The sequence below is a fragment of the Sediminicoccus sp. KRV36 genome (assembly GCF_023243115.1).
Taxonomy (GTDB): Bacteria; Pseudomonadota; Alphaproteobacteria; order Acetobacterales; family Acetobacteraceae; genus Roseococcus.
On the sequence record NZ_CP085081.1, the window covers coordinates 1,609,516 to 1,625,572 of the forward strand.

The following is a 16,057-nucleotide window of genomic DNA, read 5'->3' on the forward strand; positions in this document are numbered from 1 at the left end:
ATGCGCATCGCAGTGATCGGTGGCGGCCCCGCCGGCCTTTACTTCGCCATCCTGATGAAACGCGACCGCCCCTCGGCCGAGATCATCGTTGTCGAGCGCAACCAGGCGGATGACACCTTCGGCTTCGGCGTGGTGTTTTCGGATGCGACCCTGGATGCCTTCCGCGACGCCGATGAACCTTCCTACCGCGCCATCACCCAAAGCTTCGCCTATTGGGATGACATCGCGATCATCGCGCGCGGGCATGAGCATCGCGTCGGCGGCAACGGGTTCTGCGGCTGTTCGCGCCGCACGCTGCTGCGGCTGTTGCAGGCGCGCGCGCGGGAACTGGGCGTGGTGCTGGAATTCCGCCGCGAAGCGAGCCCCGAGGATTTCCCCGACGCCGACCTCATCATCGCCGCCGATGGCGTGAACAGCCCGATCCGCACGCGGCATGCGGCGCATTTCCAGCCCGAGGTGGATCTGCGCCCCAACCGCTTCGCCTGGATGGGCAGCACGCGCCCGCTCGATGCCTTCAGCTTCTTCTTCCAGGAGCGCGCGGAGGGCATCTTCATCGCCCACGCCTATCAATATGAGGCGGGCGCCAGCACCTGGGTGCTGGAAACCGACCCCGCGACCTTCGACCGCGCCGGGCTGGGTGCCATGAGCGAGGCTGAAAGTGCCGCCTATCTGGAAGACGTGTTCGCCGAGGCGCTGCAGGGCCACAAGCTCATCACCAATCGCAGCCTCTGGCGGCAATTCCCGATGATCCGCTGCGCGCATTGGGTGAAGGACAACATCGTCCTGCTGGGCGATGCCAAGGCCTCGGCGCATTTCTCCATCGGCTCTGGCACCAAGCTCGCCATGGAGGATGCGATCGCGCTGCATGGCGCCTTCATGGCGGGCGGCAGTGTGGCCACCTGCCTCGCCCGCTTCGAAACGGGGCGGCGCGAGGAGGTCGAGAAGATCCAGCATGCGGCGGATGTCTCGCTCGTCTGGTTCGAGCAGGTGAAGCGCTTCTGGAATTTCCACCCCGCGCGCTTCGCCTTTGGCGTGATGACGCGCAGCAAGGCCATCACCTGGGACAATCTGCTGCTGCGCGCGCCCGAATTCGTGGGCGAGGTGCAGGATGTGGTGGCGCAGGAAGCGCCCGGCGGCGATGCGCGCAACCCGCCCATGTTCCAGCCCTTCGTGCTGCGCGGGATGCAGCTTGCCAACCGCGTCGTCGTCTCGCCCATGTGCCTCTATTCGGCGACGGAGGGTGTGCCGAATGATTTTCACCTGATCCATTACGGCGCCCGCGCCATGGGCGGTGCGGGGCTGATCTTCACCGAGATGACCTGCCCGGCGCCCGAGGCCCGCATCACGCCCGGCTGCGCGGGGCTGTGGAATGACGCGCAGCAGGCGGAATGGACGCGCATCGTCGGCAATGCGCATGCCCAGGGGGCGAAGATGTGCCTCCAGCTCGGCCATGCCGGGCGGAAGGGCGCCACGAAGCTCATGTGGGAAGGGATGGACCAGCCGCTGGAGAGCGGCGCCTGGCCCATCATCGCGCCCAGTGCGCTGCCCTATTACCCGCACAGCCAGATCCCGCGCGCCATGGACCGCGCCGACATGGACCGCGTCAAGGCGGAATTCCTGGCCGCCACCCGGCGCGCCATCGCCTGCGGCTTTGACATGCTGGAGCTGCATTGCGCCCATGGCTATCTGCTGGGCAGCTTCCTCTCACCACTCACCAATCACCGCGCCGATGAATATGGCGGCAGCGTCGAGAACCGGCTGCGTTTCCCGCTGGAGGTCTTCGCCGCCCTGCGTGCGCTTTGGCCGGCGGAGCGCCCCATATCCGTGCGCGTCTCGGCCACGGACTGGGCGGAGGGGGGTGTCACGGATGCGGATATGCTCGCCATCGCGCGGGCCTTCCGCGATGCGGGCTGCGATCTGCTCGATGTATCCACCGGGCAGACGGTCGCGGATGCGCAGCCCATGTATGGCCGCATGTTCCAGCTCCCCTGGGCCGACATGCTGCGCAATGAGGCGGGGATCGCCGTGATGTGCGTGGGCTCCATCACCACGGCCGACCAGGTGAACACCATCATCGCGGCCGGCCGGGCCGACCTCGTGGCCCTGGCGCGGCCGCATCTGACGGACCCTTCCTTCACGCTGCACGCCGCCGCAGAATACGGCGCGCGCGGGGTGAAGACGCCCGTGCAATACAGCTATGGCAAGGATGCGCTGTTTCGCATGGCGAAGCGCAGCCGGGAGGATCTGATGGAACTGCGCCGCAAAGCCAAGCCCGCAAGCCACGCGCCGCAAGGCGCCAACAATACATGAGCGACCATCGCCGCCGCCGCAGGCCAGCGCCACCCGCGCCCATTCTCATCGCCGGCGGCGGTGTGGGCGGGCTGACGCTGGCGCTTTCGCTGCATGAGCGGGGCATTCCCTGCGTCGTGCTGGAAGCGGCGAAGGAGGTGAAGCAGCTGGGTGTGGGCATCAACACCCTGCCGCATGCGATCCGCGAACTGGCCGCACTCGGCCTGCTGCCCGCCCTGGATGCCATCGGCATCCGCACGCGCGAATTGCGCTATCTGAACCGCTTCGGCAGCCGCATCTGGACCGAGGCGCGCGGCCTGCACGCAGGGCATGACACGCCGCAATTCTCCATCCATCGCGGGAAGCTGCATGGCGTGCTCTGGCAGGCCGCACTGGAGCGCATGGGGCCGCAGGTGATCCGCGCCGGTATGCGCATGGTCGGCTTCGCGCAATCGGGCAGCAGCGTGACCGCGAATTTCAGCGATGGGTCCAGCATTCGCGGCTCGGCGTTGATCGGGGCCGATGGCATCCATTCCGTGCTGCGCAACGCCATGCACCCCGAGGATGGCGGCATCCGCTGGAACGGCATCCAGATGTGGCGCGGTGCCATCGAATGGCCGGCCCATGAGGGCGGCGATGTCATGCTGATCGCCGGCGACATGGCGGAAAAGCTGGTCTTTTACCCGATCGGCGCGGGCAGCACGCCGGAAACCCGCCTGACCAACTGGGTGATCTGCGCGCAGATCGGCGATGCCACGCGCCCGCCGCCCCGGCGCGAGGATTGGTCCCGCCCGGGCACGCTGGAGGACGTGCTGCCCCATGTGCAGCGCTTCCGCGTGCCGGGCCTGGATGTCGAGGCGATGGTGCGCGCCACGCCGGAATTCTGGGAATACCCGATGTGCGACCGTGACCCGCTGCCCTTCTGGACGCAGGGCCGCGTCACGCTGCTGGGCGATGCGGCGCACCCGATGTATCCGGTCGGCTCCAATGGCGCTTCCCAGGCCATCCTGGATGCGCGCGCCCTGGCCCGGCTGCTGGCGGCGCACCCGATCGAGGACGCCTTCGCCGCCTATGAGGCCGAGCGCCTGCCCGCCACGCGCGACCTCGTGCTCACCAACCGGCGCGGCGGGCCGGAGCGCGTGGTGGATGTGGTCAGCGAGCGCGCGCCCAATGGCTTCGAGCGGCTGGAGGATGTGATCGCGACGGATGAACTCGCCGCCATTGCCCGCGGCTATGCGCAGATGGCAGGCTTCGCTCGATGAAGATCGAAATCACCTGCGAGGGCGATGTGCGGCGCGTCACCGTCGCCAACCACGCCAAGCTGAATACGCTGAACTCGGAACTCCTGCTGCAGCTCGCGGCCAGCTTCGACGTGGAGCCCGAGATCCGCGCCGTGGTGCTGACCGGCGAGGGTGAGCGCGCCTTCATCGGTGGTGCCGATATCCGCGAAATGGGCGCCGTCACCACGCCCGGGCAGGGCCAGGCCTTCATCGAGCGGGTGCATGGCGCCTGTGCAGCCATCCGCGCCTGCCGCGTGCCGGTGATTGCGCGCATCCAGGGCTGGTGCCTGGGTGCCGGGCTGGAAATCGCGGCCGCCTGCGATTTGCGCGTGGCGGCGACGGGCGCCAAATTCGGCATGCCCGAGGTGCGCGTCGGCATTCCTTCCGTGGTCGAGGCGGCATTGCTGCCGGGGCTGATCGGCTGGGGCCGCACCCGCCGCCTGCTGCTGCTGGCCGAGACGCTGGATGCCGCCACGATGGAATCCTGGGGCTTCCTGGAGCGCGTCGTGCCGGTCCATGCGCTCGATGGCGCCGTGGCCGAATGGGTGGCCTTGCTGACCGAGGCGGGGCCGGTGGCCATCGCCAACCAGAAGGCGCTGATCCGCCAATGGGAGGATCTGCCCATGAGCCAGGCCATCGCCGCCGGCATTCCAGCCTTCGCCAAATCCTGGGAGACCGAGGAGCCGGGCGCGATGATGGGGCATTTTCTCAGCCGCAAGCGCTAACCATAGACCGGTTGCGGGCGAAGCGGGGATGACGCTGCCATTCCGGCGGCAGGAGTTTCCCTGACCCATGTTCGAAACGCGGCTTCCCCTGGCCTTGCTGGTCTTGCGCCTCACGCTGGGCCTGTTCCTCCTGCAATGGGGCGTCGAGAAATTCGTCGTCCCCGGCACCACGCTGGCGATCTTCCGGAGCTTCTACGGCTTTGATCCGGGCGCCTTGGCACCGCCGGTGCTGGGCGCCTTGCAGATCCTGCTGGCACTCGCGCTGCTGCTGGGCCTCAAGCCGCGCGTCACCTATGGCGTGGCGCTGTTGCTGCACAGCGTGACGACGCTGGTGACGATCCCGCGGCTGCTGGCGCCCTGGAATCCGGTGAGCAACCATCTGTTCATCGCCGGCGTTCCCGTGCTGGCGGCGTTCTTCGCGCTCTATCTGCTGCGCGATGCGGATCGTTGGCGGATCGGCGGCGGGGCGCGCGCCGGCGCGTAACCGGCGCCATCCGCGCGAGGCCCCGGTCTGCGCTACCCGCGCGTGGCCCCAATCCGCGCCATCCGCGCGCGGCCCTGACCTGCGCTACCCGCGCAAGGCCTTGATCTGCGCCGGATAGCTCGAAGGGTCCGTGCGCACATCCAGCAGGCGCGGACCGGGGCTGGCCATGGCCTCGGCCAGGGCCGCATCCAGCGCATCGGCGTCACCCACGCGCCAGGCCATGCCGCCCATGCCGCGCATCACGGCCGCGAAATCCACCATGGGCCAATCCAGCGCGCCCTCAGGCAAATCCCGCTCGCCCTTCTTGATGTCGATCAGCGAGAGGGTCGCGTCATTGAACACCACCACGGTCAGGTTCAGGCCCATGGCGGCGGCCATGGCCAATTCGCCGACCGCCATCAGCAGGCCGCCATCGCCGGTGAAGGCCACGGCGCCGCGCCCGGGATCATGCCAGGCTGCGGCGATGGCGGCGGGCAGCGCGTAGCCCATGCTGGCCAGGCCGTTGGAAATCAGCAGGTCACAGGGGCGTTCCGCCTGCCAGAAGGTGGTGGCGGCGAACATATGCGCCCCCGCATCCACGGCGACGCGCGGGTCGGCGCCCAGGCGGCGGCAGGCATCCTGCGTCACGCGCACGATGTCGGAGGGGGCCATGCCGCGATTGCCGCCAGGCGCGTTTTCCAGCCCGGCCAGCCAGGCCGAGCGCAGCGCGCCGAGCCGCCCCTCGGGCCAGGGCCGGCGGGGCGCGTCCTCGGCCAGGGCTGCGGCCGCGATCTCCCAGGCGCCGATGATGGCAAGCTCGGGCTGGCGATACACCATCTCCCGCGCGGCACAGGCGAGATCGAGGATGGGGGCCGCATAGCGCCAGGGCTGGCCGACGAATTCCACCGGATCAGCGCCGGCCAGGATGATCAGGTCTGCCTCATGCAGCAGGGGAGCCTCCGCCTCGCCGCCCGTAAAGATGCCGCCGAACAGCGGATGCGAGTCGGGCAGCACGCCCTTGGCCTTGTAGGTGACGAGGCCGGGGCAGCCCAGCGCCTCCACCAGATGGCGCGTGGCCGAGGCGCGGGCGGGGTGCGTCGCTTCCAGGCCGATGATCAGCACGGGCCGCGCCGCCGCCAGCACCATGCGGCGCGCCTCGGCCAGCGCGGAGGGCGAGGGGGCGGCGAGGCTGGGCGGCGCCCAGGCGGGGCCGGGTGCCGCGGGGGCGCGCGCCGCATCGCCGGCCAGTTCGAGGTATCCGGGCCCGCGCGGCGCGCCCATCGCGGCGGCCAGCACGCGCGGGGCTTCGCTGGCGCCCACACCCCGGGCGCGCGTCACCGGCGCCATCATCGCCGCCTGGTCGAACAGCTGATGCGTGACATAGCGGCTTTCCCGCGCCGCGAAGCCATCCGCGACCAGGATCACCGGCGCCCGCTCCAGCGCCGCATTGGCCATGCCATTGGCCGCATTGGAAACACCCGGCCCCCGCGTGGTCAGCAGGCCGACCGGCTTGTGGGTCAGTTCGGCCAGGGCGGAGGCCATGATGCCGGCGCCATTCTCGGTGCGCGTCAGCAGGAAGGGGATCCCCGCCACCTTGGCCGCGGCGATCAGGTCCAGGCTGGAACCCCCGCCGGGGACGCCGAAAATCGCCGGCATCCCGGCCTCGGCGAAGCTTTGCACCATGGCCTCGGCGCCGGTGGTCAGATGCGGCTGGTCGTTCATGGCGTTCTCCCTTGATGGGCCGAGCATAGGGGCGCGAGGAAATGCGCCAAGACGGGGAGGCCTGCCTTGGGCTTGTGCAGGCGCCACCCCGCCGCCCCGCTTTCCGCGCTGTGCTGGCTTGTGCCGGACGCTGTGCTTTGGCAAAGCAGGCATGGAAGACCGGGATCGGGTTGCATGACGGGCCAAGCCTTCGACGAGATGGGTTCGGGAGAATCGCTGCGCGCGGCCTATGCGGCCATCGCGGATTGGTTGCGGCAGACGCCTCAAGCCGACCTGATGGCCAAGCGGGCCGAGGCGGAGGTCCTGTTCCGCCGCGTCGGCATCACCTTCGCCGTCTATGGCGAGGGCGGCGACCCCGAGCGCCTCATCCCCTTCGACATCATCCCCCGCATCCTGGCCCGCGCCGAATGGGAGGGGCTTTCCGCCGGCCTCACGCAGCGTGTGCGCGCGCTGAATGCCTTTCTGGGCGATGTCTATGGCAAGCAGGACATCATCCGCGCCGACAAGATCCCGGCCCACCTGATTCAGGGCAATGACCAGTTTCGCCCGGAAATGCAGGGGTTTTCCCCGCCCGGTGGCATCTACACGCACATCGCCGGCATTGACCTCGTGCGCACCGCGCCCGACCAGTTCTATGTGCTGGAGGATAATGCCCGCACCCCCTCGGGCGTCTCCTACATGCTGGAAAACCGCGAGGCGATGCTGCGGCTTTTCCCGCGCCTGCTGGCGCGCCACCGCATCGCGCCGGTGAATCGCTACCCCGAGGATCTGCTGACCACGCTGATGGCCGCCGCCCCCGAGCGCGCCGGCCCGAACCCGACCGTCGTGATCCTCACCCCCGGCGCCTTCAACAGCGCCTACTACGAACATTGCTTCCTGGCCGATGAGATGGGCGTGGAAGTGCTGGAAGGCCCCGACCTCTTTGTCGAGGACAAGATCGTCTATATGCGCACCACTGCGGGCAAGAAGCGCGTGGATGTGATCTACCGCCGCATTGACGATGATTACCTCGACCCCGAGGCATTCCGCGCCGACAGCATGCTGGGCGTTCCTGGCCTGATCAGCGCCTATCGCGCGGGCAATGTGGCGCTGTGCAACGCGCCGGGCTGCGGTATCGCCGATGACAAGGCGATCTATCCCTATGTGCCGGAAATGATCCGCTTCTACCTGGGCGAGGAGCCGATCCTGGCCAATGTGCCCACCCTGCTGTGCGAGCGTGAGGCGGATCGCAAGGAGGTTCTGGCCAATATCCACAAACTGGTGGTGAAGCTGGCCCAGGGCTCGGGCGGCTATGGCATGCTGATCGGCCCGCACGCGACCAAGGCCGAATGCGAGGAATTCGCGGCGCGCATCCGGGCGCGGCCGCAGGATTACATCGCGCAGCCCACCCTCGCCCTCTCCACGGTGCCGACGCTGGTGGACCAGGGCATCGCACCCCGCCATGTGGATTTGCGACCCTTCGTGCTGAGCACCAAGGATGCGGTGCGCATCGTCCCCGGCGGATTGACCCGCGTGGCCCTGCGCGAAGGCTCGCTCGTCGTGAATTCCAGCCAGGGGGGCGGCACCAAGGATACCTGGGTGCTGGAGGCCGACCCCGCCCCGCAATCCCAGTCCCAATCGCAATCCCAGTGGCAGTCCTCCGGGAGTGCCGGCGCATGCTGAGCCGCACCGCAGATAGCCTCTTCTGGCTGGGCCGCTACACCGAGCGCGCGGCCAATGTCGCCCGTGGCCTTGCCGTGGCGTCGCGCATGGCGGGGCTGACCGCCGAATTGAACGCCGAGGGCGATGAATGGCGCTCCCTGCTGGTGGCCGCCGGCTGCGAGCCCGCCTTCTTTGAGAAATACGACGTGGTCACCCAGGAAGCGGTGATTGATTTCCTGGTGCGGGACCCGGACAACCCTTCGGGTATCATCCCTTGCTTCGCCGCCGCCCGGCACAATGCGCGCACGGTGCGCACAGCACTTACGGTGGATATGTGGAGTGCGATGTCGGATAGCTGGAACCACCTGCGGCAGATCGAGCCCGGGGATTTCCAGGGCGAGAAGCTGCCCGGCTTCCTCGAATGGGTGCGTGAACGGGTGCTGCTGTTCAATGGCGCCGCCATGGACACCATGCTGCGCGGCGAGGCCTGGCTGTTCGTGCAGCTCGGCACCTCGCTCGAACGCGCCGACAACACGGCCCGGCTGCTCGATGTGAAGCACGAGCTGCTGGAGAGCGAGGCCGACAACACCGTGGCGCATGGCCAATGGCAGGCGGTGCTGCAATCCGTCTCGGCCTTGCGCGCCTATCACTGGGTGTTCCGGGACCGGCTCTCCCCCGCGCGCATCGCCGAGCTGCTGATCCTTCGCCCGGAACTGCCGCGCAGCCTGGCCGCCTGCTACAACCGTGTGTGTGAGGTGCTGGACGGCATCGCCATGGAACAGGGCGGAAGGCGGGGCGATCCGCACCGCATGGCGGGCGATATCCAGGCGCGGCTGAAGCTGAGCCGCATCGAGGACATCATGGCATCCGGGCTGCACGAATACCTGACCGGGATGATCGTCAGCGCCGCCGAACTCGGCCAGGCGGTGGAGAGCTTCTACATCCGCCCCTGATCGGGCATCCTGCGCCTCAAAGGGCGGAGGTGCAGCGGTGACCTATTGCGTGGGGCTTTCGGTGGAGGAGGGCATCGTGATGCTCTCCGATACGCGCACCAATGCCGGGCTCGATAATATCTCGATCTTCTCGAAGATGTTCACGGTGGAACAGCCGGGCGAGCGCGCGCTGGTGGTGATGACGGCGGGCAACCTCGCCATCACCCAGGCGGTGTGGAATCATTTGCAGGCCGGCCTCTGGCATAATGGGCTGCAGCAGCGGCTGACCGATGTGCCGGATATGGTGAGTGCGGCGCAGCTGGTGGGGGCCGCCGTGCGCCTGGTGGCCCAGCAGGATGGCCCTGCCCTGGCGGGGCAGGGGATTTCCTTTGATTGCAGCCTGTTGCTGGGCGGGCAGATCGCCGGCGGCCCGCCGCGGCTGTTCCTGATCTATTCGGCCGGCAATTTCATCGAGACGACCGATGACACGCCTTTCCTCCAGATCGGCGAGCATAAATACGGCAAGCCCATCCTGGACCGCGTGCTGACGCCGCAGACCTCGCTCATCGAGGGCGTGGCGCTGACGCTGATCAGCATGGACAGCACGCTGCGCTCCAACCTCTCGGTCGGCATGCCGCTGGATCTGGCGGTGGTGCGCACGGATGAGCTGCGGATCGGCACGCGGCGGCGGATCACGGATGATGATCCCTATTACCGCACCATCCGCGATGGCTGGTCCCAGGCGCTGCGGGATGCGTATCAGGCACTGCCACGGCCGGATTTCGTGCCGCATTGAGGGCGGGCAGCGGCACCTCCACGCAGCGCATGTCCTGGCGGCCAGGCGCGCGCGCTGCTCTCTCGCGGTGGGCACAAAAAAGGGCGCGGCCCTGCTGGACCGCGCCCCGTTTCATTCAGCCTTGCGGCTGATTCAGGCGCTCTGGCCCGAGCTCAGCCCGCCCTGGTCCATCAGGCTCTCGACCACGCTCCAATCCACCAGCTTGTTCAGGAAATTGTCGAGGTAGTTCGGGCGCACATTGCGGAAATCGAGGTAATAGGCGTGCTCCCACACGTCGCAGCCGAGGATCGGCGTGCCTTCGCCGGTGGCCACCGGGTTGGAGCCATTCGGCGTCTTGGTGACGGCGAGCTTGCCGTCGGCCTTCATGATCAGCCAGGCCCAGCCCGAACCGAACTGCGTGACACCGGCGGCCTTGAAAGCCTCCTTGAAGGCCGCGAGGCCGCCGAGGTCACTGTCGATCTTGGCGGCCAGCTTGGCGGGCAGCTTGTCGCCGCCGCCATTGGGCGACATCACCTGCCAGAACAGCATGTGGTTCCAATGCTGGCCGGCCTGGTTCAGCACGGGCAGGCCATCGGCGCCGGCCTTGCCAGCTTCGGCCACGATGGTCTCCAGCGACTTGCCGGCCAGGCCCTTGGCCTCGACCAGGCCGTTCAGCGCCGTGACATAGGCGTTGTGGTGCTTGCCGTGATGCAGCTCCAGCGTCTCCTGGCACATGCCCTGGGCGGCAAGGGCGGAGGTGGCGTAGGGGAGGGGGGGAAGGCTGAAGGCCATGGCGATTTCTCCGTGGGTGGGGATCTAGTCAGTGGGAGCTAAGCAGCGATGGGCCCAGCGTCAACCAAGCCGGCCCGCTTTCCCCTCCCGCTGACCTGCCCCGACGCCCCGCCCCCCCCGGCGCAGGCCGTGATTCAGCCCCCTCAGCCGACGCGGATCTTGGCCACGAAGCCCTGGACCTCACGCCGCAGCTGATCCGCCTGGCGGGACAGCCCGCCCGCCGCCGAGAGCATCTGCCCCGCGGCCGACCCCGTCTCGCCCGAGGCCTGGCTGACATCGGCGATATTGCTGGCCACTTCCCGCGTGCCGGAGGCGGCGTTCTGCACGCTGCGGGCGATTTCCCGCGTGGCGGCCCCCTGCTGTTCCACGGCGGAGGCGATGCCCAGCGCGATCTGGCTCATTTCGCCGATGGTCTCGCCAATCGCCTGGATGGCGCCGACCGAAGCCGTGGTGGCGGTCTGCATTTCCTGCACCTTGCCGCTGATCTCCTGCGTCGCCTTCGCGGTTTGCGCGGCCAATTGCTTCACCTCGCCCGCCACCACGGCGAAGCCCTTGCCGGCATCCCCCGCACGCGCCGCCTCGATGGTGGCATTGAGGGCCAGCAGGTTGGTGCGGGCCGCGATATCGTTGATCAGCCGCACCACCTCGCCGATTTCCTGCGCGGCCGCACTCAGCCCCTGGACGCGGCCATTGGTGCTCTCGGCCTGCTCCACCGCGCGGCGCGCGATGTCGCTGCTGGCCGAGACCTGCCGCGCGATCTCATTGACGGTGGAGGCCAGCTCCTCGCTCGCGGCGGCCACGGTCTGCACATTGGCCGAGGCTTCCTCCGTCGCGGTCAGGACGATGCCGGCCTGGCCGCTGGTGCGCTCGGCGATCCGCGTGAGGGATTGCGCCGAGGCTTCCATCTCCGAGGAGGCGGAAGCGACATTTTCCACGATGCCGCCGATGGTCGCCTCGAAGTCATGGGCCATGCGGTCCATCGCTGCCTTCTTCTCGGTTTCGGTGGCGGCGGCCAGGGTGGCGGTTTCCTGCTCCAGCCGGCGGACGGCCAGTGCATTGTCCTTGAAGACCTGCACGGCGGCCGACATGGCGCCGATCTCGTCCTTGCGGTCCCGCGCCGGAATCTCCGTCTCCAGCCGGCCGGCGGCCAGGCCGCTCATCGCCGCCGTCATGCTGTTGATCGGGCGGGCGATGCCGCGGGCGATCAGCAGGCTGATGATGATGACGGCGATGAGCGCCGCCCCGGACATGCCGAGCAGGGCGAGGAAACTCGCGCGAGAGGCCGACACGACGGCCGTCTGGTCCAGGATCAGCTCGGCCACGGCCACCGGGCGGCCGGCATGGTCCAGCAGCGGGATGGCGAAGGCCACGAAATGCTGCTCCCCGCTGGCCGAGGGCAGGATGGAGCGCATGGCCGGTGTCGGGCCGGCCAGCCCCTGCCGCAACGCCGCCGCGTCCAGCTGCCCCTGGGCGCGCGTGCCGGCGATGCGGGTCATCTGGCCGGCGCGCTCCGCGTGAACCACCAGATCGGCATTCACGGAGGCCTTGATCCGCCCCAGCAGCTCCTCATTCGCGAGGGACTGACCGAACAGCGTGCCGATGGGCCGGCCCTGGGCCATCACCGGAACCGCGGTGGCCAGTGACAGCCCGGAGGCGGCCATGATCATCCCGCGCGCGGTGCGGCCGGCCAGTGCGGCCATCGCATCGCCGCGCCGGTGCGTGATGTCCTCGGGTGCGGCCACTGCCTCATGCGCGCGGTATTGCAGCAGCCCGGGCGGGGTCACGACGACGAAGGTGGAAATCTGCCGCTGCGCGCGCAACGCGTCATAGATCGGGGCGATCACCGCGCCCATGGCGGCGCGATCCGCGTTGCGCACCGCCTCGACCATCGCGGGCTGGGCGGCCAGGGCCAGGCCGAGGCTTTCCAGCCGCAGCAACTCGGCATTGAGGTAGGAGGTGGTGGTCGCGGCGGTGCGCGCCAGCGCCGCCTGAAGTGCCACCTCCTCCTGCGCTGATTTCTGATGGACGGCGAGGCTGATGACGCCCCCGGCGACGCCGGCCGCGATGGCGCCGAAGGCGAGGATCAGGCGTGATTGAAGTGAGCGGAATCTCTGCATGACACACTCTCCATTTTGGCTCCAGTTCCGCCCTTCTGCCTGCCCAATCCTTGCCGGACCCTGAAGCTGACCCCGCTCCGTGATGATTTTCGCGCCGTGGCGGTAACCGACGGGCTCACCACAGGCCGCTTGCGCCACGGTCCGGATGACGCCATGGGCTGGCGCGTGCCCGAACCAACCGCCCCCCAGCTCTCGGCCTGCGGCGCCATCGCCCGCCGGCATGATCCGGACCGCTTCCTCTGCGCGCTGTTTGCGCCGCCGGCGAAGCGCGAGGCGCTGTTCACCCTCATCGCCTTCAACCACGAACTGGCCCGCGCCCGCGAAGCCGCGAGCAACCCGATCATCGCCCTGATGCGCATGACCTGGTGGCGGGAGGTGGTGGAGCACGCGGCCGAAGGCCGGCCCGCCCGCCAGCATGAGGTGGCGGCGCCGCTGCATGCCGCCATCCAGGCGGGATCACTCGATGCCGCCGGGCTGATCACCATGGCCGAAGCGCGCGAGATGGAAGCGGAGGAGGAGGGTATTGCCAGCATCGCGGCGCTGCACGCCTATCTGCGCGGCACGGCAGGTGGCTTCGCCGTGGTGGCCGGGCGGCTGCTGGGCGCGCCCGTGGCGCTGCTGCCTGCCTTGCAGCAGGCGGGGATGCTCCAGGGCCTGGCGGGGGTGCTGCGCGCGGTCCCGGTGCTTGCTGGCCAGGGCCGCTGCCTGTTGCCGCGCGAGCTGATCCCGCCCGAGGCGGTGATCGCCGCCCCCGAGGCCGCGGCACCGGTCATTCGCCGGCTGGCGGCCGAGGCGCCGGCCCAGCCCGATCTCAGCGGCCTGCCGCGCGCCGCCCAGGCCGCCGGCCTGCCGCTCGTGCTGGCCCAGCGCGATCTGCGGCGTCTTGCGCGTGGCAAGCCGGTGCGGCGCGGCTTGATGGACCGTCTGGCCGTGATCCTTGCGGCGCAAATGCCCCGCCGGTAACGAATTCATGCCATATTCCGGGTGCAGACACTGACCCGATCGGATCAGGTGAAACATGGCGCGTTATCTTGTCTCGGGCGGAGCCGGCTATGCCGGCAGCCATCTTGTCCTCACCCTGCTCGATGCCGGGCATGAGGTGGTGGTGGTGGATGATCTCTCCACCGGGCATCGCGGCGCCGTGGCGCCGGGGGCCACCTTCATCCAGGCGAGCCTGGGTGAGCGCCGGCGGCTTGGCGAGATCTTCGCCGCCTGGAAATTCGACGCCGTCTTTCACCTGGCCGCACTCTCCCTGGTGGGGGAGAGCATGCAGCAGCCCTTGCGCTATTGCCGGGAAAACCTCTCCAACAGCGTGAACCTGGCGGAAGCCGCGGTGCAGGCGGGCTGCCTGAAATACGTGCTCTCCTCCACGGCCGCCGTCTTTGGCGTGCCCAAATCCGTGCCCATCACGGAGGAGGCCGAGACCTGCCCGGTGAACCCCTATGGCTTGTCCAAGCTGATGATGGAGCAGGCCCTGGCCTGGGCCGAGAGCGCGCATGGCCTGCGCTCCGCCTCGCTGCGCTATTTCAACGCGGCCGGCGCCGATCCGGCCGGCCGCGCGGGTGAGGATCACGACCCCGAGACGCATCTCATCCCGCGCGCCATCATGGCCAGCCTGGGCCATGCCCCGCCGCTGCACGTCTTTGGCACGGATTACGACACGCCGGACGGCACGGCGGTGCGCGACTATGTGCATGTCATGGACCTCGCCGCCGCGCATATCGCCGTGTTGCCGCGGCTGGACCAGGGCTCGGTGCGCTACAATCTCGGCAATGGGGCGGGGCATTCCGTGCGCGAGGTGATGGCGGCGATCCAACGCGTCTCGGGCCGGCCGGTGCCGCATGAAAACGGGCCGCGCCGGGCGGGTGATCCGCCGGCGCTGGTCGCGTCCTCGGCGCTGATCCGGGCGGAGACGGGCTGGCGGCCCCGGCATGCGGCGCTGGATGAGATCGTGCGCACGGCCTGGGACTGGCATGCGGCGCACCCCCAGGGCTATGGCGCGCGCGAGGCGGCCTGAGGGGGCGGCCTGAGGGGGCAGCCAAGCTCATTCGCGTCACGCTTTATCCCGTGCTAAGCGCTCGGGCTTCGTGCAGTTCGGAGTGGATTCGGCATGGGTATTCCATTGGCGCAGCAGGCGAAGGTCGCCGCTTACGTCGTGAAGCAGCAACTGGCCGGCCGCAAGCGCTTCCCGCTGGTGCTGATGCTGGAGCCGCTGTTCCGCTGCAACCTGGCCTGCGCCGGCTGCGGCAAGATCGATTACCCGGATGAGATCCTGAACAAGCGCCTCTCGGTCGCTGAATGCCTGGAGGCTTCGCTGGAATGCGGAGCACCCGTGGTGGCGATCGCAGGGGGCGAGCCGCTGCTGCACAAGGAAATGCCGCAGATCGTGGAGGGGCTTCTGGCGCAGGGGCGCATCGTCATCCTCTGCACCAATGCGCTGCTGCTGGAAAAGCGCATGGAGGCCTACAAGCCGCATCCGCGCTTCATCTGGGACATCCATCTGGATGGCGACAAGGCGCAGCATGACTGGGCCGTCAGCCAGGAAGGCGTCTATGAGCGCGCGGTCGAGGCGCTGAAGAAGGTGCGCGCGCTGGGCTTCCGCACCGCCATCAACTGCACCCTGTTCAACAATGCCGATGCCGAGCGCACCGCGAAATTCTTCGACGATGTGACGGCGATGGGTGTGGACAACATCATGCTCTCGCCCGGCTATGCCTATGAGCGGGCGCCGGACCAGAAGCACTTCCTCAATCGCCAGAAGACCAAGGAATTGTTCCGCGACGTGTTTTCGCGGAACAAGGGCACCAAGAAGTGGCGCATGGGCAACAGCCCGCTCTTCCTGGATTTCCTGGCCGGCAACCAGACCTATCACTGCACGCCCTGGGGCAACCCGACGCGCAATGTCTTCGGCTGGCAGCGCCCCTGCTATTTGCTGGGCGAGGGCTACGCGAAGTCCTTCACCGAGCTGATGGAAACCACCGACTGGGACAAGTACGGCGTCGGCAATTACGAGAAATGCGCCGATTGCATGGTGCATTCCGGCTTCGAGGCGACGGCGGCGCTGGATGCCATCAAGAAGCCCTGGAAGGCCGTGGCCGCCCAGTTGCGGGGCCCGCGCACCGAGGGTCCGATGGCGCCCGAGATTGATCTCTCGCGGCAGCGCCCGGCGGAATTCGTGTTTTCCGCCCATGTGCAGAAGGCGATGGGCGAAATGGCGCATGAGCCAAAGCGCAAGGGCGCCAAGCATGGCGATACCGCACCGCCTGTTGCCGCGGCGGAATGACCCCTTAAGGGGCTGGTAACAAAGCGGGCATCCTGGGT

Annotated in this window: 13 protein-coding genes; 10 read left to right on the forward strand and 3 right to left on the reverse strand. The window is 68.6% G+C overall.

Annotated elements, in window-relative coordinates; all coding sequences use genetic code 11:
- The 4 genes from LHU95_RS07270 to LHU95_RS07285 all read left to right on the forward strand — a co-directional run bounded on the left by LHU95_RS07270 (position 1) and on the right by LHU95_RS07285 (position 4,778).
- On the forward strand, positions 1-2,310 hold the full coding sequence (locus LHU95_RS07270) for a bifunctional salicylyl-CoA 5-hydroxylase/oxidoreductase (RefSeq protein ID WP_248710698.1): 2,310 nt from the start codon (positions 1-3) through the stop codon (positions 2,308-2,310).
- Positions 2,307-3,551, forward strand: a complete 1,245-nt coding sequence (locus LHU95_RS07275; protein ID WP_248710699.1) for a flavin-dependent oxidoreductase — start codon at positions 2,307-2,309, stop codon at positions 3,549-3,551. The genes LHU95_RS07270 and LHU95_RS07275 overlap by 4 nt, the downstream gene beginning before the upstream one ends.
- Entirely contained in the window at positions 3,548-4,294 is a 747-nt protein-coding gene (locus LHU95_RS07280; protein ID WP_248710700.1) for an enoyl-CoA hydratase, read from the forward strand. The genes LHU95_RS07275 and LHU95_RS07280 overlap by 4 nt, the downstream gene beginning before the upstream one ends.
- A 67-nt stretch (positions 4,295-4,361) precedes the next feature.
- Complete coding sequence (locus LHU95_RS07285; RefSeq protein WP_248710701.1) at positions 4,362-4,778, forward strand: DoxX family membrane protein; 417 nt, start codon at positions 4,362-4,364, stop codon at positions 4,776-4,778.
- Between the two features lie 84 nt (positions 4,779-4,862).
- Here LHU95_RS07285 and LHU95_RS07290 read toward each other — a convergent pair whose 3' ends face one another.
- Positions 4,863-6,479 carry a thiamine pyrophosphate-dependent enzyme gene (locus LHU95_RS07290; RefSeq protein ID WP_248710702.1) on the reverse strand — a complete coding sequence of 539 codons (1,617 nt, stop codon included), beginning with the start codon at positions 6,477-6,479 and terminating at the stop codon, positions 4,863-4,865.
- Positions 6,480-6,653: 174 nt separating this feature from the next.
- Here LHU95_RS07290 and LHU95_RS07295 point away from each other — a divergent pair, with 174 nt between their 5' ends.
- Genes LHU95_RS07295 through LHU95_RS07305 form a run of 3 tightly spaced genes read left to right on the forward strand, consistent with a single transcriptional unit; the run spans position 6,654 to position 9,848 of the window.
- Positions 6,654-8,141 carry a circularly permuted type 2 ATP-grasp protein gene (locus LHU95_RS07295; protein ID WP_248710703.1) on the forward strand — a complete coding sequence of 496 codons (1,488 nt, stop codon included), beginning with the start codon at positions 6,654-6,656 and terminating at the stop codon, positions 8,139-8,141.
- Positions 8,135-9,073 carry an alpha-E domain-containing protein gene (locus LHU95_RS07300; protein ID WP_248710704.1) on the forward strand — a complete coding sequence of 313 codons (939 nt, stop codon included), beginning with the start codon at positions 8,135-8,137 and terminating at the stop codon, positions 9,071-9,073. Before LHU95_RS07295 ends, LHU95_RS07300 begins: the two co-directional genes overlap by 7 nt.
- Before the next feature lie 37 nt (positions 9,074-9,110).
- On the forward strand, positions 9,111-9,848 hold the full coding sequence (locus tag LHU95_RS07305) for a proteasome-type protease (protein ID WP_248710705.1): 738 nt from the start codon (positions 9,111-9,113) through the stop codon (positions 9,846-9,848).
- 132 nt (positions 9,849-9,980) lie between these two features.
- Here LHU95_RS07305 and LHU95_RS07310 read toward each other — a convergent pair whose 3' ends face one another.
- Together LHU95_RS07310 and LHU95_RS07315 are read right to left on the reverse strand one after the other, a co-directional pair.
- Positions 9,981-10,619 carry a superoxide dismutase gene (locus LHU95_RS07310; RefSeq protein ID WP_248710706.1) on the reverse strand — a complete coding sequence of 213 codons (639 nt, stop codon included), beginning with the start codon at positions 10,617-10,619 and terminating at the stop codon, positions 9,981-9,983.
- A gap of 143 nt (positions 10,620-10,762) precedes the next feature.
- Complete coding sequence (locus tag LHU95_RS07315) at positions 10,763-12,736, reverse strand: methyl-accepting chemotaxis protein (protein WP_248710707.1); 1,974 nt, start codon at positions 12,734-12,736, stop codon at positions 10,763-10,765.
- Between the two features lie 96 nt (positions 12,737-12,832).
- Between LHU95_RS07315 and LHU95_RS07320 the strand changes: the two genes are divergently transcribed.
- From LHU95_RS07320 to hpnH, 3 genes are all read left to right on the forward strand, one after another.
- Positions 12,833-13,699: a squalene/phytoene synthase family protein gene (locus tag LHU95_RS07320; RefSeq protein ID WP_248710708.1), complete on the forward strand. Its 867-nt coding sequence runs from the start codon at positions 12,833-12,835 to the stop codon at positions 13,697-13,699.
- A gap of 55 nt (positions 13,700-13,754) precedes the next feature.
- Complete coding sequence (gene galE, locus LHU95_RS07325) at positions 13,755-14,753, forward strand: UDP-glucose 4-epimerase GalE (protein ID WP_248710709.1); 999 nt, start codon at positions 13,755-13,757, stop codon at positions 14,751-14,753.
- 93 nt (positions 14,754-14,846) lie between these two features.
- Complete coding sequence (gene hpnH / locus LHU95_RS07330; RefSeq protein ID WP_248710710.1) at positions 14,847-16,019, forward strand: adenosyl-hopene transferase HpnH; 1,173 nt, start codon at positions 14,847-14,849, stop codon at positions 16,017-16,019.
- The last annotated feature ends 38 nt before the right edge of the window (positions 16,020-16,057 follow it).